Genomic DNA, 20,498 nt, shown 5'->3' on the forward strand with positions numbered 1-20,498 from the left:
GGAACAGGCGGGAAATGACTGCTGAAAGAGAGCTGGATCGGTCCATTGCAGGAGATGGTTTGAAGGGGAAGGTTGCCCTGGTTACCGGTGCCAGTCGTGGTATTGGCAAAGCCATAGCATTTGCCCTGGGGAAAGCCGGAGCCATCGTGATTGGCACGGCAACGTCTGAGTCCGGTGCGGCGGCCATTACTGACGCTTTGCAGGCGGAAGGTATTCAAGGTCAGGGCATGGCCCTGAACGTAACTTCAGCGGATGAATGTCAGGCAGTGCTCAAGGTGATCTGCGCAGAATATGGCGCACCGTTGATTCTGATCAACAATGCCGGCATTACCCGTGATAATATCCTGATGCGCATGAAGGAGGAGGAGTGGGATGACGTTATTGATACTAATCTCAGTTCCATCTTCCGGATGAGTAAGGCTGTCCTGCGTGGCATGACTAAAGCTCGCTGGGGGCGGATAGTGAATATCAGCTCTGTCGTTGGTTCCATGGGTAACCAGGGGCAGGCAAATTATGCGGCAGCCAAGGCCGGTATTGAAGGCTTCACCAGGGCGATGGCCCGTGAAGTCGGTTCAAGAAGCATTACCGTGAACACCGTTGCTCCGGGCTTTATCGAAACCGATATGACCAGGGCGCTGCCTGAAGAGCAGCAGTCCTTCCTGCTTGGCCAGATTCCCCTGGCCCGGTTGGGGCAGCCGGAAGAAATTGCCGCTGCTGTTGCATTTCTGGTCAGTGAGCCTGCCGGGTATATCACTGGTGAGACCTTGCATGTCAATGGCGGCATGTACATGAATTAATCCTCCTTGGCCGGAACCTGTAGTAATGAGCAGGGCGAGGCAAGCCCTGTTCTAATGGGTTGGGTTTTGGGGTTTTGTTAAATCTGTTGTCAATTTGCGTGGATGGTCACCGGTTTTCCATGAACTGGCTTGAAATTCCCATAATTGACCATATACACTAGTTCACCTGTAGCCTCAGGCTGCACCGAATATCGATAGGAGCACAACAAGGTATGAGCACCATTGAAGAGCGCGTTAAGAAGATTGTTTGCGAACAGCTTGGCGTGAAGGAAGACGAAGTCACTAACAGTGCGTCATTCGTAGAGGATCTTGGCGCGGACTCTCTGGATACTGTTGAGTTGGTGATGGCGTTGGAAGAGGAATTCGAAACCGAGATTCCTGATGAAGAGGCTGAGAAAATCACCACTGTTCAGGAAGCAATTGACTACGTTGTTGCACACTCCTGATTCTGCCTTGATTTGCACAACTGTATCTTTGTGACACGCTTTCCCGATACATATTCTCTAGCGAAAGTATCCCCAAAGTATGTCACTCGAAAGCCGCACGACGATGGTCTGCGGCTTTTGTTGTTTATGGCAGTCTGCTGGCTATCGCGGTAAAAGCTGGCTGCGTGATGACATTAAGTAGTTGGCCAAATGGAATCGTATATTTCTGGCTAAGTGGGCAGTTACTATGCAAGGCACAACGAAGGGAGCATAGCCTTAGCTATGTGACCGGAGTTGTAACGCCGCACGACTGCATGGATGCAGGAGCTAGAGCAACGCAGGAGCAGTTGCCGGGAGTGACTGACCACTTAGTCAGAAAATATGATTTCATTTGGTTAACTACTTATCATCGTGTTGTTGTCGTTTTTTCATAGTCAGGCTGCTGTGGCGATGCTTTGATGTGAATGACGGTTCATTAAATCTATACGACAGGTCAGCAGGAGAGTCAGTCTTGTCGGAAGAAAAAAATACAGAACGATTGTCGCAGCGAATGCGTAGAAGGGTTGTTGTAACAGGCATGGGGGCAATAACCCCGGTGGGCAATAATGTCCATGACAGCTGGTCTGCCCTGTTAGCTGGGCGCAGTGGTATTGAAGCGATCTCCCATCTTGATACGAAAGGTTTCAGTGTATCTATCTGTGGCGCGGTCAAAGGTTTTGATCCTGACGGTGTTATCGATAAGAAAGATGCCCGTAAAATGGATGTCTTTATTCAATACGGTGTGGCTGCTGCTGCCGAGGCCATGGCTGACGCCGGTCTGGTGATTGATGATCACTGTGCGCACCGATATGGTGTGGCGATCGGCTCGGGTATTGGTGGTTTGACGTCTATTGAACAGAACCACTCCACACTGCTGAACAGCGGCCCGCGTCGAATATCCCCATTTTTTATTCCTGCTGCCATCGTCAATATGGCGGCGGGCTGGGTTTCCATGAAATACAATCTTCAGGGACCCAACTTTGCCACCTCTACAGCCTGTGCTACCGGCAGCCATGCCATTGCCCTTGCCGCGAGAACCATCGCTTATGGTGATGCCGATCTGATGGTGGCCGGCGGTGCCGAAAAAGGTTCGTCTGCGCTGGGCATGACCGGTTTTGCCGCAGCCCGTGCGCTCTCTACCCGTAACCATGAGCCTGAAAAAGCCAGCCGCCCGTGGGATGCGGATCGCGACGGTTTTGTCCTGGGGGATGGTGCCGGTATTCTGGTGCTGGAAGAGTACGAACATGCGGTTAAACGTGGTGCCAGGATTTACGCTGAGCTCAGTGGTGTTGGCATGAGTGGTGATGCCTGGCACATGACGTCGCCGCCAGAAGATGGTCGTGGTGCTGCGCGTGCCATGATGTCAGCCCTTGAAGATGCCGGTCTGGCACCTGAAAATGTGTCGTATATTAATGCCCACGGCACGTCCACACCGGCAGGGGATGTGGCTGAAACACTGGCGATTCATAAGGTGTTTGGTACCCACGCCGCGCGCCTGGCGGTCAGTTCCACCAAATCCATGACCGGCCATTTGCTGGGGGCTGCCGGGGCGGTGGAAGCGGTATTCAGTATCAAATCCCTGGTTGAAGGTGTGATTCCCCCGACCATCAATCTGGATCAGCCCGGCGAAGGCTGTGATCTTGATTATGTGCCGCACCATGCCAGGAAAATGCCGATGGATCATGTGCTCTCCAACTCTTTTGGCTTTGGCGGTACCAATGTAACCCTGGCATTTTCCAGATTAGACAGCTAAGAGGGGGTTCCGGGTGAGTGAGTATCCAGTCTGGGTGAATGGAGTACCTGAAAGTGTCCTGCCGGTTTCAGACCGTGGGCTGGCTTACGGGGATGGCTTATTTGAAACGGTTCGGGTTGCCGGTGGTAAGCCAACGCTGGCTGACTACCATTGGCGTCGTCTGCAACGCTCTTGCCAGCAGCTGGGTATTGCCGTGGATATTGAGCGATTGCTTGAGGAGGTGGGTGCCTTTCTGTTGGATAACCGGGCTGGTGACGGTGTGCTGAAGGTTATGATCACCCGGGGCAGCGGTGGGCGCGGCTATAATCCAGAGGGTTGTCTCTCTTCGCGTCGGATTCTGTCACTCCAGCCGCTGCCGTCAAGGTCCCGTGATCCCGGAGTGCATGGTGCACGGGTAAAGCTTTGTCAGATGCGTCTTGGGCGAAGTGACCTGGCAGGTCTGAAGCATCTGAATCGTCTGGAGCAGGTGCTGGCCAGAAGTGAATGGCAGGGCGATGCTTACGACGAAGGTCTGCTGTGTGATTTTGCGGGCAACCTGGTTGAAGGCACCATGAGTAATCTGTTTGTTGTGACCCATGAAGGTGACCTGGTGACTCCGGATCTGTCATTCCAAGGTGTGGCGGGGGTTTGTCGCGATTTTATCATTGAGTTTGCCCGTCATCGTGGGATGACGGTTAAAGAGCAGTCCGTACCCCGGGGGCTGGATGTTGCGGAAGTCTTTCTCTGCAACAGTGTCAACGGTGTCTGGCCTGTGATTGAATACGAGGGAAGGGAGTGGGAGATTGGCCCACTGACTGTCCAAATTCGAGATTGTGTACTGGAAGAATTCAATGCTTAGGAAGTTGCTGCTGACACTGTTCGGTGGTTTGCTGTTGGCTCTGTTTCTGGTCCTGGCAGGTCTTGTAGCTGGCTGGTATGGTCTGCGCTGGTATGGTGACCAGCAGGTGCCGGTAACCAGTGAAGCCGGGTTCGTCATTGTTACGGGCGACTCGCTGGGACGTGTGGTGCAGCGACTGGCGGCAGACCGGCTGATTCAATATCCTGATATGTTTAAGGTCTTTGCCCGGGTCAAGGGGGTTGCTGCGGACCTTCATGCCGGGGAATACCTGATTGCTCCCGGTACCACCTATCGGGAGCTGTTGCACAAGTTTGTTACTGGTGATGTTCGTTACTTCAGCGCGACCCTGGTGGAAGGCTGGACATTAAAAGAGTTGCTCACAGACTTGAATAGCCACCCGAAACTGACCGCTCCGGTAGAGCTGAACAAACTGCCAGCGGTGATGGGGGCGTTGCCCGGGGATGTACCGCAGACCGATAACCTGGAAGGGTTGTTCTATGCGGACACCTACAGCTTTGAAGCAGGGACGCCGGTGGCGTCAATTCTGCAAAGAGCCCATCAAAGGCTGCAATCCGTCCTTGCGGATGAGTGGGATCAAAAGGCCGAAAACCTGCCGTATACATCCCCCTACGAAGCCTTGATTATGGCGTCGATTATTGAGAAAGAGACAGGTGTGCCATCAGAACGGCCTGATATTGCCGGTGTCTTTATCCGACGTCTGGAAAAAAGGATGCGACTGCAGACCGATCCGACCGTTATCTACGGTATGGGTGATCGTTACCAGGGTGAATTGAATCGTCGTATGCTGCGGGAACGAACCGCCTATAACACCTATGTGATTCATGGTCTGCCGCCAACCCCGATAGCGACGGTTGGGCGTGAGGCCATTCAGGCGGCACTGAATCCGTCCAATGGCGAAACGCTTTATTTTGTTGCCCGTGGCGATGGTACTCACCACTTTTCCAAAACACTGGCTGAGCACAATCGCGCCGTCAGGAAGTATCAGATTACGGAACGGCGGAAAGATTATCGTTCTACGGTGCAATAGCAATACTAATGAAATTGAGAGATTGATGGGTTTTTTTCTGACGATTGAAGGCTGTGAAGGTGCCGGTAAAACCACCGCCAAAGGGGTTGTTCTGCAATGGTTAAAGGCTAATGGCCATGATGTTGTTGAAACCCGGGAGCCAGGTGGCACGCCATTGGCTGAACAGCTGAGAAGCCTGGTGCTGGCCGAACACGAAGAGACGGTGACGGATACTACCGAACTGTTGATGGTCTTTGCCGCACGCAGCCAGAACCTCAGTCAGCGTGTCGAACCTGCATTGGCTGAGGGCAAGGTGGTGGTTTGTGACCGGTTTACCGATGCAACTTATGCCTATCAGGGCGGTGGTCGTGGTATCGATGAGCAGCGTATCGCGGTACTGGAGCAGCTGGTGCAGGGAGATCGTCGGCCGGATATGACGTTGCTTCTGGATATTGAGCCGGAACTGGGCCTGGCAAGGGCGAAAGGTCGGGCTATGGAGCAGGGTGGGGCCCTGGATCGGATTGAGCAGGAAGCGATCGAGTTCTTTCACCGCGTTCGCACTGTCTATCTGGCAAGGGCTGAGCGTTTTCCCGATCAGTACGTTGTTATTGATGGCAGTCAGTCGATTCCGGAGGTTGAAGCACACATCATCAAGGCTTTGCAGCGTCGGCTGGGTAGTCAATAGCTCTTCGGTCAAGGATAAGGGTTGGATTAATTGAGTTCTGAATCAACTGATATGGTGAGTCACTTTTTGTCAAAGCCGTTATCCTGGCACGGGGCTCAGTGGCAACCACTGGTTCAGCGAATGCAGGCAGGCCTGCTTTCCCATGCCCTTCTGTTGAAGGGTGTGCCCGGGGTGGGTAAAGGTTATTTTGCCGGGGCTATGGCTACTCGTGTGCTTTGCCATCAAAACAGTGGTGAGTACGCCTGTGGTCATTGCAAGAGCTGTGAGCTGGTAAAGGCGGGAACTCATCCTGACCTGCTGGTGGTTCAGCCTGAGGCGACAGGCAAACCAATCAAAATTGACCAGATTCGTCAGGTCAATGAGTTTGCTCGTAAAACCGCCCAGCAGGGGGGGCGCAGGGTCATCGTTATTAACCCGGCGGAAGCGATGAATGTTAATGCTGCCAATGCATTGCTGAAAAGTCTGGAAGAGCCCGGCGGTGATACTCTCTTTATTCTGGTCAGTGCCCGCTCCGGAGATATGTTGCCGACCATCCGCAGCCGTTGTCAGATGGTGTCTTTTACTGTGCCGGATACTGCGCAGGCAAAAGCCTGGTTGTCGGATCATATTGCCGATCCTCTGGTGGTGGATCAGTTGTTGAGCCTTTCATCAGGTTCGCCCATGACCGCCAGGGCAATGTTTGATCATGATACGCTGGCAGTTCGAGGACGTTTGTTCAATGCTATGCCCGAACTGTTTCGGGGGAATCTGACCCCTGTAGAAATGGCAAAAGAGTGGCATACAGGTAACCTGGTTGAACTGCTGGACTGGATGGGCAGCTGGCTGGATGATGCTGTAAAACTGAAACTGGCGGCCGATGAAAGCTGTGTTCGGAATCGTGATTTGATGAGAATGCTGGACTATATGGCTAAAAAAGTGGAAGCGGGTGATCTGCTGGTATTGCGCGATAAGATCATGCAACAGCGACAGCAATTGCTTGAGGGCGCTAACCTGAACAGTCAGATGTTGATGGAAGGTGTGTTCAGCGATTATCTTGAGCTGGTGATATAAATCGGGTTCTGAACCCGTTCAGAATTTGAATTCAGGAAAAAAGGAGAGGGCTGTCATGGGGAAAGGGATGCAGGGACTGATGTCTCTGACCATACGGGACACGGCATCACTCTATGAAGCGTATATGCCGTTTATCAGTGGCGGCGGGCTGTTTGTGCCAACTCACAAACATTACAACCTCGGGGATGACGTGTTTATTCGTCTGACGCTGATGGATGAGCCGGAGAAGATTCCTGTGCCGGGGAAGGTGGTTTGGGTGACGCCGATGGGAGCCCAGGGTGGCCGACAGGCAGGGATCGGTATTCAATTTAATGATCCGACTGACAGTGTCCGCAGTAAAATTGAGAAGCATATCGCCGGTGCCTTGTCGTCGAACCGCCATACCAACACAATGTGAGCGGTCTTTTGACAGTGTGCCCGAACCAGTCAGTGAAAAGGTTACGCTGCTCCAATGGCGACCCGGTCATCCTTAACTGACCGTGTGGGTTGCCTACACTTCCAGTTTCCGGAAATATCCGGTCTCTTTATTTCAGACATCCGGGCCAGCAGGCCTGGTAGCAGACTCATCAAAAAACCTCCTGACCCTGTGGCAGAAATTGGTTTTATGAAACCTGCGGTGCAAATTTGTCAGGGTTGAACTTTCAGGAGAGAAGAATGTTTATTGACTCCCATTGTCATCTCGACCGTCTGGATTTGAGTGCTTATGAGGGGAATCTTGACCTTGCAGTAGAGGCAGCCAGGGCGGCGGGTGTGGATCGTATGCTCTGTATTGGCATCGATCTGGCCAATGGTCCGGAAGTAGTATCACTGGCGGAGCGGTATGAGGATGTCTATGCCTCGGTTGGCGTTCATCCACTGGACTGCAAGGAGGTTGTGCCTGATATCGACGTTGTGCGCTCACTGGCCAACCATAAAAAAGTGGTTGCTATCGGTGAAACAGGGCTTGATTACTACTACGCCACCACCGAGGGGGCTCAGGCGGTTCAGCGGCAGTCCCTTATTAACCATCTTGAACTGGCCGCAGAACTGGTGTTGCCGGTGGTGGTGCATACCCGCGATGCCCGGGAAGATACTCTGGACTTTCTCCGTGAATACGGTTCCAGGGAGTCTGCCGGGGTGCTGCACTGCTTTACCGAGTCTCTGGAGATGGCAAAAGCGGCATTGGACCTGAATTACTACATTTCCATATCGGGTATTGTGACCTTTCGCAATGCCTCTGCGTTGCGGGCGGTGGTTGACTATTTACCCATGGATCGTTTGCTGATTGAAACAGACTCTCCCTATCTGGCACCGGTCCCCCATCGGGGCAAGTCGAATGAGCCAAGGTTCGTTGCCGATGTGGCACGATTTATTGCTGAGCTGAAAGGAGTGACACCCGAGGAGCTTGGAGAAAAAACGTCTGACAATTTCTATCGGCTGTTCCGCCGGGCAGTCTGATTGGTAAGCAATGGTCGTGTAACCTAGTACATGGTTTCAATGAGTTTGACGGGATGTCATGCCTCCGCACTTCGTTCGTCCTGAGCCTGTCGAAGGGCGGAAACTCCGGACTCTGATAGATCGTGCCAAGCACCCTTCGACTCCGCTCAGGGTGAACGGAGATTATACACCTCAAACTCATTGAAACCATGTACTAGTGCTATAAAGGAAAAATTATGTATCAGGTTTTGCATGATTGAAGGGTAAGTTGGCCGAGAATTCTCGCTGTTTTCTCTGCCAGGGAAGAGCGAGAAAAACTCTGGCGATTAGGGTATTTGTTGGTTATTTCTTATAGGTATTGGTAAAAATATCCTCCCTGTCAGTATGGCATATCACCTCCAGTCTATTTATAATTGCGCCACCATTTTCATCGGTGATGTTGCGGATTTAGGCTCAGATACGGAATTTCCGATCATGCTTCAGCTAATTATAAAGAACACAAGTTCTACAATTACGATGCTTGTCTATCTGGATGCCCATCAGAATTCGGCTGATTTTCAGCGGAGTTTTTTCTGTGTCTGATCGGATTGCCAGATTGCTTTCCGGGAATAAAACTGCGCAGCAGTAACCTTGAAAAAGGGGGTTTGCTATCAGCTTCTGCTGCCTGACCCTGAAGCTTTAGGCCTCAGGGTTTTGCCTTGCCCGGCGTGTTTGCTCCCCCCTTTCTCAAGTTGCTTACTGACCATAATGTGCAGTGCCCCGGCCAGTGTTCTGGTTAGCGGGAGTTTTGTTTTTGTGTTTTTCGTCAGGGAAGACTCAATGACCATGGCTTCCATAATTCGTTACGACAGTTCCGGATCACCGGAGAGACGGGTTACTCCTGACCTCAACTTGATTGATTAGGCGAAAGGTATGATCAAAATCAAACAGGGGCTGGATCTCCCGATCTCAGGATCGCCTGAACAAAGTATCTCGGAAGGCAGGGCGGCGCGCTCTGTTGCCGTGATTGGCTTTGATTATGTAGGTATGAAACCTACGATGGCGGTTGCTGTGGGAGATCGAGTTAAGAAAGGGCAACTGCTCTTTACCGATAAAAAGACACCGGGTATCCGGTACACTGCATTGGCTGGCGGTACAGTTTCAGCAATTAACCGTGGTGAAAAACGGGTGTTGCAATCCGTGGTGATCGATGTCGATGGCCAGGAAGAAGAAGAGACCTTTACAGCCTTCAAACCTGAAGAGCTGGCGGGTCTGACCGCTGAACAGGTGGAAGCGCTGCTGAATGAATCCGGTCTCTGGACTGCCCTGCGCACCCGTCCGTTCAGCAAGGTACCCGTATTGGGAACCCGCCCGGCGTCGATCTTTATCACGGCGATTGATACTCACCCGCTGGCTGCCAATCCGGAAGTGGTGATCAGGGAACAGGCCGAGGCGTTTGAACAGGGTATCAATATCCTGGGTAAACTCAGTGGCGGCAAGATCTTCCTGTGCAAGGCTCCGGGTGCCAACATTCCTGCGGGCATTGCCAACAGTGAAGAGTTTGCAGGTCCCCATCCCGCAGGTCTGCCAGGTACACACATCCACTTTCTGGACCCGGTTTCTGCCACCAAAACGGTTTGGCAGGTGGGTTATCAGGATGTTATTGCCGTCGGTAAACTGTTTACCACCGGTAAGCTGTTCACGGATCGTGTTGTCTCTCTGGCAGGGCCTCAGGTTGACAAGCCACGCCTGGTTCGTACCCGCCTGGGTGCCTCTACCGATGAAATCACTGCCGGTGAACTGAAGCCTGCCACCAACCGTATTATTTCTGGATCGGTATTTGGCGGTCGCACTGCCAAAGGTCCATTTGCTTACCTGGGACGTTACCATAATCAGGTTTCCGTTCTGGAAGATAGTGACGAGCGTCTGTTCCTGGGCTGGGTCAACCCAACGGTGGATCGCTTCTCCATTCTGCGGGTTATGACCTCCGGCCTGAGCAAGAGCCGCCTGTTCAACTTCACCACAACGACAAACGGTGGTGAGCGTGCGATGGTACCCGTAGGCAACTACGAAAAGATGATGCCTCTGGATATCCTGGCGACTCAGCTGCTTCGTGCCATTATTGTCGGTGACACCGAGACCGCTCAGAAACTGGGTGCCCTTGAGCTGGAAGAGGAAGACCTGGCTCTCTGCACATTCGTTTGTGCGGGTAAGTATGAGTACGGCCCCCTGCTGCGTGACAACCTGACCCGTATTGAGCTGGAGGGGTAATCAGTGAAGCCATTAAGAAATCTCCTTGACTCGATGGAACCCCATTTCGTCAAGGGCGGTAAATACGAAAAATTCTATGCGCTGTATGAAGCCGCTGACACGCTGTTCTATACACCGCTGGACAAAACCCATAACACCAGCCACGTGCGTGATGCGGTTGATCTGAAGCGCATGATGGGGCTGGTCTGGTTATGTACCTTCCCGGCCATGTTCTTCGGTATGTGGAACGTGGGTTATCAGGCAAACACGGCCATTGCCAATGGTCTGGGCACTGTCCCGGCTGACTGGCACGGTATGCTGATTGCCATGCTGGCCGGTAATGATCCTGCCAGTATCCTGGATAACCTGATCTATGGTGCTGTTCACTTTCTGCCCATCTACGCCGTGACTTTCTTTGTCGGTGGTTTCTGGGAAGTGCTGTTTGCCATTATCCGTAAGCATGAAGTGAATGAAGGTTTCTTCGTTACCTCCGTGCTGTTTGCCCTGATTGTGCCACCCTCCATCCCGCTCTGGCAGGTAGCCCTGGGTATCTCCTTCGGTGTCGTTATCGGTAAGGAAGTATTCGGCGGTACGGGCAAGAACTTCCTGAACCCGGCGCTGACTGGCCGTGCGTTCCTGTTCTTCGCATATCCGGCGCAGATTTCCGGTGACCTGGTATGGACTGCGGCTGACGGCTTCTCCGGTGCCACCATGTTGAGCGTTACCCAGCAGGGCGGTATGGAAGCACTGCAACAGTCCATCAGCTGGATCCAGGCGTTTGTTGGCGTGATGCAGGGTTCTGTAGGCGAGACATCGACACTGGCCATCTTTATCGGTGGTGCGGTTCTGCTGTTCTCTGGTATTGCTTCCTGGAGAATTGTCGCGGGTACCATGATCGGTATGATTGCCCTGTCTACCCTGTTCAACATGATCGGTTCTGATACCAATTACATGTTCCATATGCCCTGGTACTGGCACATGGTCCTGGGTGGATTTGCCTTCGGTCTGATCTTCATGACCACGGATCCGGTATCGGCGTCCATGACTAACCAGGGCCGCTGGTTCTACGGTGCACTGATTGGTGTCATGGTTGTCCTGATTCGAGTGGTGAACCCTGCGTATCCGGAAGGGATGATGCTGGCCATTCTCTTTGCCAACCTGTTTGCGCCGCTGATTGACCACTTTGTGGTAGAGGCCAATATCAAGCGTCGGGAGGCTCGGGCCTGATGGGAAACGATACGATTAAAAAGACGCTGCTGGTCACGGTGGTACTGTCACTGATCTGTTCGGTGCTGGTATCCATGGCGGCAGTATTTCTGAAGCCGGTTCAGGACCGGAACATCAAGCTGGATGTTCAGCGTAACATTCTGGATATCGCCGGTCTGAGCAGTGATGCCAGAGCGCTGAGTCCCGCTGAAATTGCTGAGCTGTACCAGCAGATCCAACCACGGCTGGTGGATCTGAAAACCGGTAAGTTTGTTGATGATGCCAATGGCCTGACCGTTGATCAGTACGACCAGCGTACTGCCGCCAAAGATGCCAAGGCTTCCAGAGCCCTGGGCAGTGCTGACATCGCCGGTATTTCCCGCCAGGCTGACGTTGCCAAGGTCTACCTGGTGGAGCAGGATGGCCAGATGCAGACCCTGATCCTGCCGGTTCACGGCCGTGGCCTGTGGTCTACCATGTACGGATTCCTGGCGCTGGAAAACAACCTGAACACCGTGAAAGGTTTCGGATTCTTTGAGCAGGCGGAAACCCCCGGACTGGGCGGTGAAGTCAGCAACCCGGTCTGGAAATCCCGCTGGGTTGGCAAGGAAATCTACGGTGTTGATGGCAAGGTGGCATTGCACGTGGTCAAAGGTGGCGTTGATACAGCCAGCCCGGGAGCCGTAAACCAGATTGATGGCCTGGCTGGAGCCACGTTGACTTCCAATGGCGTCAGCAATCTGATCAAGTTCTGGTTGTCCGATGCCGGCTTTAAACTGTTCCTGAATAATCTGAAAGCGGGGAATGCATAATGTCTGTGAAGACCAAAGATATCCTGCTGGAACCGGTTGTTAAGAATAACCCTATTACCCTGCAGATTCTGGGTATCTGTTCGGCGCTGGCGGTCACCACCAGCATGCAGGTCAGCCTGGTTATGGCACTGGCGGTTATCGGGGTAACCACCTGTTCCAACCTGGCGGTTTCCCTGATCCGTAACCACATTCCCAACAGCATCCGTATTATCTGTCAGATGACGGTTATCGCCTCGCTGGTCATTGTGGTTGACCAGATCCTGAAAGCTTACGCTTACGACATCTCCAAGCAGTTGTCGGTATTCGTTGGCCTGATCATTACCAACTGTATCGTCATGGGTCGGGCGGAAGCCTTCGCCATGAAGAACGGTCCAATGCTGTCAGCCCTGGACGGTTTCGGTAACGGTCTGGGCTATGGCTGTGTGCTGATGATTGTTGCTTTCTTCCGTGAGCTGTTTGGTGCTGGGAACCTGTTTGGTATGGAGATCTTCGCAACCGTAAACAACGGTGGCTGGTATGTTCCCAATGGCCTGATGCTGCTGGCACCCAGTGCCTTCTTCCTGATCGGTCTGCTGATCTGGGCGATTCGCAGCTGGAAGACAGACCAGGTTGAAGAGGTGGAATTCAAGATTGCACCTAATACCAAATTCAGTGAGGCGCACTAAGTCATGGAACATTTTATTTCGCTATTTGTGAAAGCAGTGTTCGTGGAAAACATGGCGCTGGCTTTCTTTCTGGGGATGTGTACCTTCCTGGCCGTATCCAAGCAGGTGAAAACTGCCCTGGGCCTGGGGGTTGCGGTGGTTGCCGTACTGACCATCACCGTGCCCATTAACAATGTCATTTACCAGAACATCCTGAAAGACGGGGCGCTGGTTGCCGGTGTTGACCTGAGCTTCCTGGGCCTGATCACCTACATCGGTGTTATCGCTGCCCTGGTACAGATCCTGGAAATGTTTCTGGATAAATTTGTACCCGCTCTTTACAACGCGCTGGGCGTATTTCTGCCACTGATTACCGTAAACTGCGCTATCATGGGTGCGTCACTGTTCATGGTTCAGCGTGACTATAACCTCGGTGAATCTGCGGTTTATGGTTTCGGTGCTGGTGTGGGCTGGGCTCTGGCCATTGTTGCCCTGGCGGGCATCCGTGAAAAGCTCAAGTACAGTGATGTACCTGCAGGACTGAGAGGTCTGGGCATTACCTTCATTACCGTAGGTTTGATGTCCCTGGGCTTCCTTTCTTTCTCTGGCGTACAGCTGTAAGGGGGATTGGGACGATATGGATTTAAATATTATCTATGGCGTTGCCATGTTTACCATTATCGTACTGGCGCTGGTGTTGGTTATCCTCGCCGCCCGTTCGAAACTGGTGAGTATGGGTGACGTGACCATCGGGATTAATGAAGATCCCGGCAAAGCCGTAACCACGGCTGCCGGTGGCAAGCTGCTCAACACCCTGTCCGGTGCCGGGGTATTCCTGCCCTCCGCCTGTGGTGGCGGTGGTACCTGCGCGCAGTGTAAGTGTAAGGTGCTGTCCGGTGGTGGTGAAATGCTGCCAACCGAGCGCTCCCACTTCACCAAGCGTGAAGAGAAGGAAGGCTGGCGTCTTTCCTGCCAGGTGGCGGTTAAGCAGGACATGGAAATTGAAGTTGAAGAAGAACTCTTCGGCGTCAAGAAGTGGGAATGTGAAGTTGTTTCCAATGACAACGTAGCGACCTTCATCAAGGAACTGGTACTGAAACTGCCAGAAGGGGAAGACGTTAAATTCCGTGCCGGTGGTTACGTCCAGCTGGAATGTCCTCCCCATACCGTCGAGTACAAAAACTTCGATATCGGCGAAGAGTACCGTGGTGACTGGGATAAGTTTAACCAGTGGCAGTACGTTTCCAAGGTGGATGAAGAGACTATCCGTGCCTACTCCATGGCCAACTATCCGGAAGAGAAAGGCCTGCTGAAGTTCAATATCCGTATTGCTTCACCACCTCCGGGTACTGATTTTGCGCCTGGCAAGATGTCTTCGTTCGTCTTCAACCTGAAGCCCGGCGACAAGATGACCGTGTACGGACCTTTTGGTGAGTTCTTCGCCAAAGAGACCGACAACGAAATGGTCTTTGTTGGTGGTGGTGCGGGTATGGCACCCATGCGTTCGCACATCTTTGACCAGCTGAAGCGTCTGTCTTCCACCCGTAAGATCTCTTTCTGGTACGGTGCCCGCTCCCTGCGTGAAGCCTTCTACGTGGATGAGTTCGACAAACTGGCTGAAGAGAATGAGAACTTCAGCTGGCACCTGGCACTGTCCGATCCGCTGCCAGAAGATAACTGGACCGGCTACACCGGCTTTATCCATCAGGTTCTGTTTGATAACTACCTGAAGGATCATCCGGCTCCGGAAGACTGCGAGTTCTACATGTGTGGACCACCCATGATGAACGCAGCCGTTATCAAGATGCTGGAAGATCAGGGTGTAGAGCCTGAGAACATCCTTCTGGATGATTTTGGTGGCTAAACTCTGGCTTTAATGAAGTAAAGGCCGGTGCTCTTTGAGTCCGGCTTTTTTTATAGGCAATATTTATAGCAATACCCCTCACTCATGCTTCTGCGGTAGAACCCATGTTGATGGTGTCTCTGTAAAGGCACTCGTCATGATGGAATTTTCTCTTTTGTTTGTTGTCCAAGAGGACCCCATACCAAACCGCGAATCGCGAACAGAGGTGTGAAAATGGAGAGTGTCAGGGCTAACATCAACAACCCTTCGTTTGATATCCGTCAGAACGAAGATGTTTCCACCGCAGGGCAGTTTGCCTCCTGGTCGCGGGTCGAAATGTCTGGTCAGGATGGATGGCAGCTTCATCTTGACCATACCGCGGATCAGGAGCCCTCCAAACTGAATCAACGGGGCTGTGTCGAATGTCATCAGCAACCCCGGTCGTCGCTTCCCCGCCAATCCGGGCCATCGTCTGGTATCCTGGCACTGCAAAGCGCCCTTCGCACCGGAGATATGCAAGCCCTCGAACAGAGTCTGGCAATAAACAGTGATTGTGGTGTCAACATACATGAATATGGCCACTTGCTTTTTATTGCTTTGGAGGCAGAAAATTATGCAGGCTTTAAACGATTGTGCGAGGCGGGTGTCAATGTCAACGTTACTAATGAGATGGGCCAAACACCCCTGCATATAACCGCCTTCGTGGGCGAAGCGGATTGCCTGCAACTACTGATTGATTTTGGCGCAAAGGTCAATGCTGCTAATGAGCGCGGCTACACTCCCTTGCACCGGGCCTGCATAAACGATAACGTCGGCTGCGCCCAACGACTGATTAACTGCCAGGCGGATGTCAATGCCGCCGGTAATTACCCTCGCACGCCCATGCACCTGGCTGCATATACCGATAGCAGCAACTGCCTGCAACTACTAATCGAGTTCGGGGCAACGGTTAATGCCATTAATATCCTCGGCGAAACCCCCCTGCACTGCGCCGCCAGAAAAGGAAGCGTCAAAAGCCTGAGGGTACTGCTCAATACGGAAGGGGTGAATGTCAATGCCATCGCTCAGGTAGGCCGCACGCCTCTGCACATGGCAGCCATAGAGAACAGAAGCGATATCCTGGATGAACTGCTCACTCACAGTAAAGTGAATGTCAATGCAACCGATTTTTGCGGCGAAACACCGTTGCACATCGCCGCCGAAGGGGATAAAACCCATAGTGTGCAAGCGTTACTAAAAAACAGCAAAGTGCTTGTCAATGCCAAAAATGATTTTGGCAAAACTCCCCTGAGTTTGGCTGCCCAAATGGGTCAGGCTGGTAGCTTGAAGTTTCTGCTCACTAGCCCGGAGGTGAATATCAATGTCATCGATTCAATAGGTTTTACTCCCCTGGACTGGGCCATCAGTGAAGGTCGAGACCGATGTGTAGAACTCCTGCTTGCCAGAGGGGCAAAAAAGTCGGAGGATCTGTGGCGATGCCGTATTTTGTGAGGGCTTGAGATTTAAAAAGCAGGAGGGGTGTCTCAAAGTGATTTTTTATGACCCCAATGATACAGGAAGGCATAGAACTTTTTCATTTTATGTGATGCTTTGATAACTGATAAACTGCAACTGAAGAAATGAAATGGAGTTATGCAGAATGAGTTTGCCTACCGTTTTGATCACAGGAGCAACCTCCGGTTTTGGTCTGGCCAGTGCCCGGTTATTTGCTCAACATGGCCACTCCCTGATAATCACTGGTCGCCGTTCAGAACGCCTGCTGGCACTGGCGGAAGAGTTGACGCCTGAAGTACCGGTTCACAGTGTCACTTTGGACGTTCGCGACGCCCGGGCAGTATCAGAAATGGTGGATTCACTGCCTGATGAATTTCGCAATATTGAGGTTCTGGTCAATAATGCCGGACTTGCGCTGGGTGCTGGTCCTGCGTGGGAAGCCAGCCTGGAAGACTGGCATACCATGATTGATACCAACGTGACCGGTTTGGTGAATGTCACCCATAAGTTGTTGCCCATTCTCCGTGAACAACCCAAAGCTGCCATTATTAACCTGGCTTCTGTGGCTGCTAACTGGGCGTATCCTGGCAGCCATGTCTATGGAGGCAGTAAAGCATTTGTTGCCCAGTTCTCCCGTAATCTTCGCTGCGACCTGGCTGGCAGCGGCGTACGTGTGACCAGTCTTGAGCCAGGCATGTGTGAAACCGAGTTTTCGCTGGTTCGTTTTAAAGGGGATCAGGCGAAAAGTGACAGTATTTATCAAGGAGTTAACCCACTTCGTCCGGAAGACATTGCAGATATCATTTTCTGGATTGCTCAACAGCCAGCGCATATCAATATCAACACTCTGGAAGTGATGCCAACTTCTCAAGCGTGGGATAACTTCAAGGTGGTCCGAAAAGTGGACTGATGGGAAGTTATCCCGGGGATTGGCTGGTTGTGTTACTCTTGATGTTCTGAGCAAACTGGGTTCCTGCCATACTCTCTATTATTTTTTTGCGTTTCATACGGTACTTCTTGTTGATGATCCTTTGGCGTTCACGGTAAGCGGGATCTTTGAGAAGCTCCCGTGCACGATCTCTTTGACGCTTCTTTACGCGCTCTGCGTATTCGGGATCATTATGGTAGCGCTCCTTCTGGCGCTTCCTTTGGCGCTCTGCATACTCGGGATCAGTCTGGTAGCGATACGTTGAGTACGGACACTTGCGCTTTGCATAAGTGGGCTCTTGGCGGGGTACCCTTTGGTCCTCAATGATTGAAGAGCTACCATCCGTCATTTCTTCTGTCTGAGTTGACTGGTTATTACTTGTTGCCTGGTTCAGGTTTAGCGAGTGAACTACAGCAACGGGTCCTGAATCTTGTGGATTAAAGAATAGGACAGGAGGACGAGTTAACCAGTAACCTGGATTGTAGTGGTGCGCTGGTGTTGGTTCCCTGATCCCAGGCTCACTTTTTACCGGGAATAACGGCTGAGTAAAGTGGATGTTTGATATTGGTGGCAGGGCACCATTAACGGGTTGATTACGATAATCCCGGGGTGCATATTTCTCAAGAGCTGGTGGTGGTATCTCAGACATATCAATTCTGGAATAGCCTGCTGGATTGGCTGATGCCACAGGTGCAATCTCATATTCCTTTAATAACCCGGAAAAGCCAGCGCCATAATGATGTATGGCTGATTGATTGAGGTAAACAGGAAAAGGGTCATCCATCCTCTGAACAGACATACCATGGTACGCCGGTTGTTGTCTGCCACCGTAAAATTGAAAATTCTGCTCTAAATCTGATGATCCGGGATAAAGATCAAAAAAAGCAGGGTTGAATAAAGATGACGTATATTGGAAGTTCATTGAATTATTGAATTGCTGAATTACTTCTTAAGACCTCTCTCTCTTATAAAAGTTCTTATCAAACACAGTTTATTTAGTATTTGTGTTAATCAGGAATGAAAATTGGCTATAACTATAAGCAGTTGTGATATAAAAACCTGAAAATTCAGCCTCTCACGAATGTGGAGGCGGGTGGTAGTGGCAGAGAGGTCATTGATGGTGACGTCAATGACCTCTTTCAGAGTATGGGATGGACGAGGCCTGTTTAGTCGTTGATAACTGGCAAGTATATTGTGAATCCGGCAAAGATTTTATCCGGATCTTTTATCAAACGCGTGTTGTTCTTCCAGATGGCTTTCCAGTGACGGCTTGAACCATAAGTATTTCTGGCAATGGATGCTAACGTATCTCCACGCTTTATCAGGTATGGATCCCCTTTTTTGCTTTGAACAAATTTATCCGCTGGTTCTGGAAACGTTAATGTTGCTCCTTTTTTTATTACATTTTCCGAATCAATTTTTTCGGAATTGGCATTCTTAATGACTATCCATTGTTCATAATCACCGTATATCTCAAATGCAATTTTCATCAGAGTGTCATGTTGGTTGACGGTGTAATAGCCAAGGCTATAAGAAAGGTCGTTTATATCTGAACCTGATGTGGCAAAATTCGATAATTTATAGGATATGGGTTTTGCTTTATTTTCTGTATAGGTGTTTGAAAATGAATGGTTATCTACTGTCTTTGTGGTCTTTTCCCGGCTGGGGTTTTCAGAAAGTGGTGATGATTCTTTGTCTCTGTTAACCGTGCCTTCTCTTTGCTTTGAATCAGAGCAGGCAGCCAGACCAAATGCCAGACCGATGATCAATAAACTTTTCATATATACACCTGGATAAAATGTTTTTGAATGAAGTGATTTTATTGTTGGTGAGGAAAATGAATAAATAAAGGTTGTTTGGTTTATTTGACTGGTCAGGTATTAACTATGACTTAACAATTACGTCAGGTATGCTTTATTGACAGTTATCTCTGTTATTGGTCTGGAGTTACTAAATCCGGTTGCCTCATTTTCAATTCATTGAGCAAGGGTAGAGCCGGGTCATCCGGTACCCTCAGCTACTCTTTCCTGATGACCATCAAACCCCCGGATCACTTTGGGAAACCTTATCAGTACATTTCACATCTATTTGTGCGGCCTCCACGTAGAGGTGGGTTGCAACTTTGCAAATTTTTCCGCAATCTGCTTGCCAGAAAGAAATGGTATTCATGGCATTCACTTTTCGTTGAGAGGGCCGGATGATAAGTAACGAGGCATACCCATGAAAGTTGCACTGATTGGAGCCGGACTTTCCGGGATAAAGGCCGCAAGTCTGTTGGCGGAATTGGGGCATGAAGTGACTGTTTTTGAGAAAAGTCGCGGATTGGGTGGGCGCTTAGCCAATCGACGGGAAGCATGGGGCAAGCTGGATATTGGTGCCCAGTACTTTACCGCCAGGGATCCGGGGTTTCAGAAACAGGTAGAGCTCTGGCTGCAAGCATCTGCTGTAAAGGTCTGGGATTTTTCACCCTACTGTGTTGCACAGGGAACATTAACACCGTCACCGGATGAAACGGTGCGCTACATTGGTTCCCCGTTAATGAACCAGCTGGTTTATTGTTTGAGCAGCAACATTGCCGTTAACTTCCAGTGTCACATCTCGAAGGTGGAAAAGAGCCGGGAAGGGTGGCAGCTGTTGTCTGCCGATGGTGCGCTTTTTTCCGGCTTCGACTGGTTGATTGTCAGTAGTCCTGCCGAGCAAAGCCGTACCCTGCTTGATGGCTGTTCTGATGTGATGGCTCATGTACCTGAGGCCGTCCATCAACCCTGCTGGGCAGCAGGCCTTGCTACCCGGGGGAAAATTCCAGCAGATGTGCAGGGGATCTTTGGGGATGAAACGGTCCGCTGGGCTTCGCGGTTATCCAGCCGACCCGGTTTCAGGAAAGCGCCGGATGTTGACGATGTCTGGATGTTGCATTTCTCGCCAGAGTGGTCTGAACAACAGGGTAAAGAAACGGCAGTGGACATTGGTCAGACAGGTTTGAACTGGCTGCAGACAATAATGGCTACCGGGCTTGAGAAAACCGCGGAATATCGACATTACTGGCGCTATGCCAATATTAAGCCAGTAACCTTTGATCAACCTTATCTTCTGGATGAACGTCAGCGGCTTGCGGTCATTGGTGCCTGGTGTGCGGGTGGCAGGGTTGAGGGGGCCTGGTTATCAGCGCAGAAGTGTATACAGGCCCTGTCGGGTTAATGATGAACCGATCTCACCAGGATCGTTGGTCGCCCCCGGTAATGCCGGGGCTTGTAACCATTCAGGAAAACATTGCCCTGATCCGGTGAAAGGGGGATAACATTAACTGTTATC

22 protein-coding genes are annotated in these 20,498 nt (G+C 51.3%); 18 read left to right on the top strand and 4 right to left on the bottom strand.

The genetic code is table 11. The annotated features are described in order from the left end of the window. Positions 1-14 precede the first annotated feature (14 nt). The 8 genes from fabG to ACO6UY_RS01685 all read left to right on the top strand — a co-directional run bounded on the left by fabG (position 15) and on the right by ACO6UY_RS01685 (position 7,011). Positions 15-797, top strand: a complete 783-nt coding sequence (gene fabG / locus ACO6UY_RS01650; RefSeq protein WP_422448793.1) for a 3-oxoacyl-ACP reductase FabG — start codon at positions 15-17, stop codon at positions 795-797. 212 nt (positions 798-1,009) lie between these two features. Continuing rightward, positions 1,010-1,243 (top strand): acyl carrier protein, encoded by a 234-nt coding sequence (gene acpP, locus ACO6UY_RS01655; protein ID WP_020582918.1) that lies wholly within the window; start codon positions 1,010-1,012, stop codon positions 1,241-1,243. 529 nt (positions 1,244-1,772) lie between these two features. After that, on the top strand, positions 1,773-3,014 hold the full coding sequence (gene fabF, locus ACO6UY_RS01660) for a beta-ketoacyl-ACP synthase II (protein WP_422449563.1): 1,242 nt from the start codon (positions 1,773-1,775) through the stop codon (positions 3,012-3,014). Positions 3,015-3,027: 13 nt separating this feature from the next. After that, the gene (gene pabC, locus ACO6UY_RS01665) at positions 3,028-3,852 is read left to right on the top strand and encodes an aminodeoxychorismate lyase (protein ID WP_422459869.1); all 825 of its coding nucleotides are present in this window, start codon (positions 3,028-3,030) and stop codon (positions 3,850-3,852) included. Next, complete coding sequence (gene mltG / locus ACO6UY_RS01670; RefSeq protein WP_422488862.1) at positions 3,845-4,900, top strand: endolytic transglycosylase MltG; 1,056 nt, start codon at positions 3,845-3,847, stop codon at positions 4,898-4,900. Before pabC ends, mltG begins: the two co-directional genes overlap by 8 nt. A 22-nt stretch (positions 4,901-4,922) precedes the next feature. Continuing rightward, positions 4,923-5,564 (top strand): dTMP kinase, encoded by a 642-nt coding sequence (gene tmk / locus ACO6UY_RS01675; RefSeq protein ID WP_422488864.1) that lies wholly within the window; start codon positions 4,923-4,925, stop codon positions 5,562-5,564. Positions 5,565-5,594: 30 nt separating this feature from the next. Beyond that, complete coding sequence (locus ACO6UY_RS01680) at positions 5,595-6,614, top strand: DNA polymerase III subunit delta' (RefSeq protein ID WP_422488866.1); 1,020 nt, start codon at positions 5,595-5,597, stop codon at positions 6,612-6,614. Between the two features lie 55 nt (positions 6,615-6,669). Further along, positions 6,670-7,011, top strand: coding sequence for a PilZ domain-containing protein (locus tag ACO6UY_RS01685; RefSeq protein WP_422448782.1), 342 nt, complete (start codon positions 6,670-6,672; stop codon positions 7,009-7,011). A gap of 41 nt (positions 7,012-7,052) precedes the next feature. On the opposite strand, the gene ACO6UY_RS01690 is transcribed toward ACO6UY_RS01685, so the two are convergent. Next, on the bottom strand, positions 7,053-7,181 hold the full coding sequence (locus ACO6UY_RS01690) for a hypothetical protein (RefSeq protein ID WP_422448780.1): 129 nt from the start codon (positions 7,179-7,181) through the stop codon (positions 7,053-7,055). An 87-nt stretch (positions 7,182-7,268) separates the two neighbouring features. Here ACO6UY_RS01690 and ACO6UY_RS01695 point away from each other — a divergent pair, with 87 nt between their 5' ends. Beyond that, on the top strand, positions 7,269-8,051 hold the full coding sequence (locus ACO6UY_RS01695; RefSeq protein ID WP_422488868.1) for a TatD family hydrolase: 783 nt from the start codon (positions 7,269-7,271) through the stop codon (positions 8,049-8,051). Positions 8,052-8,680: 629 nt separating this feature from the next. Here ACO6UY_RS01695 and ACO6UY_RS01700 read toward each other — a convergent pair. Then, entirely contained in the window at positions 8,681-8,866 is a 186-nt protein-coding gene (locus tag ACO6UY_RS01700; RefSeq protein ID WP_422488870.1) for a hypothetical protein, read from the bottom strand. 76 nt (positions 8,867-8,942) lie between these two features. Between ACO6UY_RS01700 and ACO6UY_RS01705 the strand changes: the two genes are divergently transcribed. The 8 genes from ACO6UY_RS01705 to ACO6UY_RS01740 all read left to right on the top strand — a co-directional run bounded on the left by ACO6UY_RS01705 (position 8,943) and on the right by ACO6UY_RS01740 (position 17,168). Further along, on the top strand, positions 8,943-10,280 hold the full coding sequence (locus ACO6UY_RS01705) for a Na(+)-translocating NADH-quinone reductase subunit A (protein ID WP_422448776.1): 1,338 nt from the start codon (positions 8,943-8,945) through the stop codon (positions 10,278-10,280). Positions 10,281-10,313: 33 nt separating this feature from the next. Then, positions 10,314-11,486, top strand: coding sequence for an NADH:ubiquinone reductase (Na(+)-transporting) subunit B (locus ACO6UY_RS01710; protein WP_101749066.1), 1,173 nt, complete (start codon positions 10,314-10,316; stop codon positions 11,484-11,486). Beyond that, positions 11,486-12,277: a Na(+)-translocating NADH-quinone reductase subunit C gene (locus tag ACO6UY_RS01715; RefSeq protein WP_422459861.1), complete on the top strand. Its 792-nt coding sequence runs from the start codon at positions 11,486-11,488 to the stop codon at positions 12,275-12,277. Before ACO6UY_RS01710 ends, ACO6UY_RS01715 begins: the two co-directional genes overlap by 1 nt. Then, the gene (locus tag ACO6UY_RS01720; protein ID WP_422448772.1) at positions 12,277-12,942 is read left to right on the top strand and encodes an NADH:ubiquinone reductase (Na(+)-transporting) subunit D; all 666 of its coding nucleotides are present in this window, start codon (positions 12,277-12,279) and stop codon (positions 12,940-12,942) included. Before ACO6UY_RS01715 ends, ACO6UY_RS01720 begins: the two co-directional genes overlap by 1 nt. Positions 12,943-12,945: 3 nt before the next feature. Next, the gene (nqrE, locus tag ACO6UY_RS01725; RefSeq protein ID WP_422448770.1) at positions 12,946-13,542 is read left to right on the top strand and encodes an NADH:ubiquinone reductase (Na(+)-transporting) subunit E; all 597 of its coding nucleotides are present in this window, start codon (positions 12,946-12,948) and stop codon (positions 13,540-13,542) included. A gap of 16 nt (positions 13,543-13,558) precedes the next feature. Next, positions 13,559-14,785, top strand: a complete 1,227-nt coding sequence (gene nqrF / locus ACO6UY_RS01730; RefSeq protein ID WP_422448768.1) for an NADH:ubiquinone reductase (Na(+)-transporting) subunit F — start codon at positions 13,559-13,561, stop codon at positions 14,783-14,785. A 213-nt stretch (positions 14,786-14,998) separates the two neighbouring features. Then, complete coding sequence (locus ACO6UY_RS01735) at positions 14,999-16,255, top strand: ankyrin repeat domain-containing protein (protein WP_422459859.1); 1,257 nt, start codon at positions 14,999-15,001, stop codon at positions 16,253-16,255. A 148-nt stretch (positions 16,256-16,403) separates the two neighbouring features. Beyond that, positions 16,404-17,168, top strand: a complete 765-nt coding sequence (locus ACO6UY_RS01740; RefSeq protein WP_101749059.1) for an SDR family oxidoreductase — start codon at positions 16,404-16,406, stop codon at positions 17,166-17,168. 7 nt (positions 17,169-17,175) lie between these two features. Here ACO6UY_RS01740 and ACO6UY_RS01745 read toward each other — a convergent pair whose 3' ends face one another. Both ACO6UY_RS01745 and ACO6UY_RS01750 read right to left on the bottom strand, forming a co-directional pair. Next, positions 17,176-17,985 (bottom strand): hypothetical protein, encoded by an 810-nt coding sequence (locus tag ACO6UY_RS01745; protein ID WP_422488871.1) that lies wholly within the window; start codon positions 17,983-17,985, stop codon positions 17,176-17,178. Positions 17,986-18,352: 367 nt separating this feature from the next. Further along, a complete protein-coding gene (locus tag ACO6UY_RS01750; protein WP_422488873.1) occupies positions 18,353-18,967 on the bottom strand; it encodes a LysM peptidoglycan-binding domain-containing protein in 615 nt (204 codons plus the stop codon). A gap of 439 nt (positions 18,968-19,406) precedes the next feature. On the opposite strand from ACO6UY_RS01750, the gene ACO6UY_RS01755 reads away from it, so the two are divergent. Beyond that, on the top strand, positions 19,407-20,384 hold the full coding sequence (locus ACO6UY_RS01755; RefSeq protein ID WP_422448760.1) for an NAD(P)/FAD-dependent oxidoreductase: 978 nt from the start codon (positions 19,407-19,409) through the stop codon (positions 20,382-20,384). The last annotated feature ends 114 nt before the right edge of the window (positions 20,385-20,498 follow it).

The sequence above is a fragment of the Endozoicomonas sp. ALE010 genome (assembly GCF_049310165.1).
GTDB lineage: Bacteria > Pseudomonadota > Gammaproteobacteria > Pseudomonadales > Endozoicomonadaceae > Endozoicomonas.

Bases quoted from the DNA above. Each gene is read 5' to 3' on its own strand.
- fabG (WP_422448793.1), top strand. From the start codon at position 15: ATGACTGCTGAAAGAGAGCTGGATCGGTCCATTGCAGGAGATGGTTTG.
- acpP (WP_020582918.1), top strand. From the start codon at position 1,010: ATGAGCACCATTGAAGAGCGCGTTAAGAAGATTGTTTGCGAACAGCTT.
- fabF (WP_422449563.1), top strand. From the start codon at position 1,773: ATGCGTAGAAGGGTTGTTGTAACAGGCATGGGGGCAATAACCCCGGTG.
- mltG (WP_422488862.1), top strand. From the start codon at position 3,845: ATGCTTAGGAAGTTGCTGCTGACACTGTTCGGTGGTTTGCTGTTGGCT.
- ACO6UY_RS01685 (WP_422448782.1), top strand. From the start codon at position 6,670: ATGGGGAAAGGGATGCAGGGACTGATGTCTCTGACCATACGGGACACG.
- ACO6UY_RS01690 (WP_422448780.1), bottom strand. From the start codon at position 7,181: ATGAGTCTGCTACCAGGCCTGCTGGCCCGGATGTCTGAAATAAAGAGA.
- ACO6UY_RS01695 (WP_422488868.1), top strand. From the start codon at position 7,269: ATGTTTATTGACTCCCATTGTCATCTCGACCGTCTGGATTTGAGTGCT.
- ACO6UY_RS01700 (WP_422488870.1), bottom strand. From the start codon at position 8,866: ATGGAAGCCATGGTCATTGAGTCTTCCCTGACGAAAAACACAAAAACA.
- ACO6UY_RS01705 (WP_422448776.1), top strand. From the start codon at position 8,943: ATGATCAAAATCAAACAGGGGCTGGATCTCCCGATCTCAGGATCGCCT.
- ACO6UY_RS01710 (WP_101749066.1), top strand. From the start codon at position 10,314: ATGGAACCCCATTTCGTCAAGGGCGGTAAATACGAAAAATTCTATGCG.
- ACO6UY_RS01715 (WP_422459861.1), top strand. From the start codon at position 11,486: ATGGGAAACGATACGATTAAAAAGACGCTGCTGGTCACGGTGGTACTG.
- ACO6UY_RS01720 (WP_422448772.1), top strand. From the start codon at position 12,277: ATGTCTGTGAAGACCAAAGATATCCTGCTGGAACCGGTTGTTAAGAAT.
- nqrE (WP_422448770.1), top strand. From the start codon at position 12,946: ATGGAACATTTTATTTCGCTATTTGTGAAAGCAGTGTTCGTGGAAAAC.
- nqrF (WP_422448768.1), top strand. From the start codon at position 13,559: ATGGATTTAAATATTATCTATGGCGTTGCCATGTTTACCATTATCGTA.
- ACO6UY_RS01735 (WP_422459859.1), top strand. From the start codon at position 14,999: ATGGAGAGTGTCAGGGCTAACATCAACAACCCTTCGTTTGATATCCGT.
- ACO6UY_RS01740 (WP_101749059.1), top strand. From the start codon at position 16,404: ATGAGTTTGCCTACCGTTTTGATCACAGGAGCAACCTCCGGTTTTGGT.
- ACO6UY_RS01745 (WP_422488871.1), bottom strand. From the start codon at position 17,985: ATGTCTGTTCAGAGGATGGATGACCCTTTTCCTGTTTACCTCAATCAA.
- ACO6UY_RS01750 (WP_422488873.1), bottom strand. From the start codon at position 18,967: ATGAAAAGTTTATTGATCATCGGTCTGGCATTTGGTCTGGCTGCCTGC.
- ACO6UY_RS01755 (WP_422448760.1), top strand. From the start codon at position 19,407: ATGAAAGTTGCACTGATTGGAGCCGGACTTTCCGGGATAAAGGCCGCA.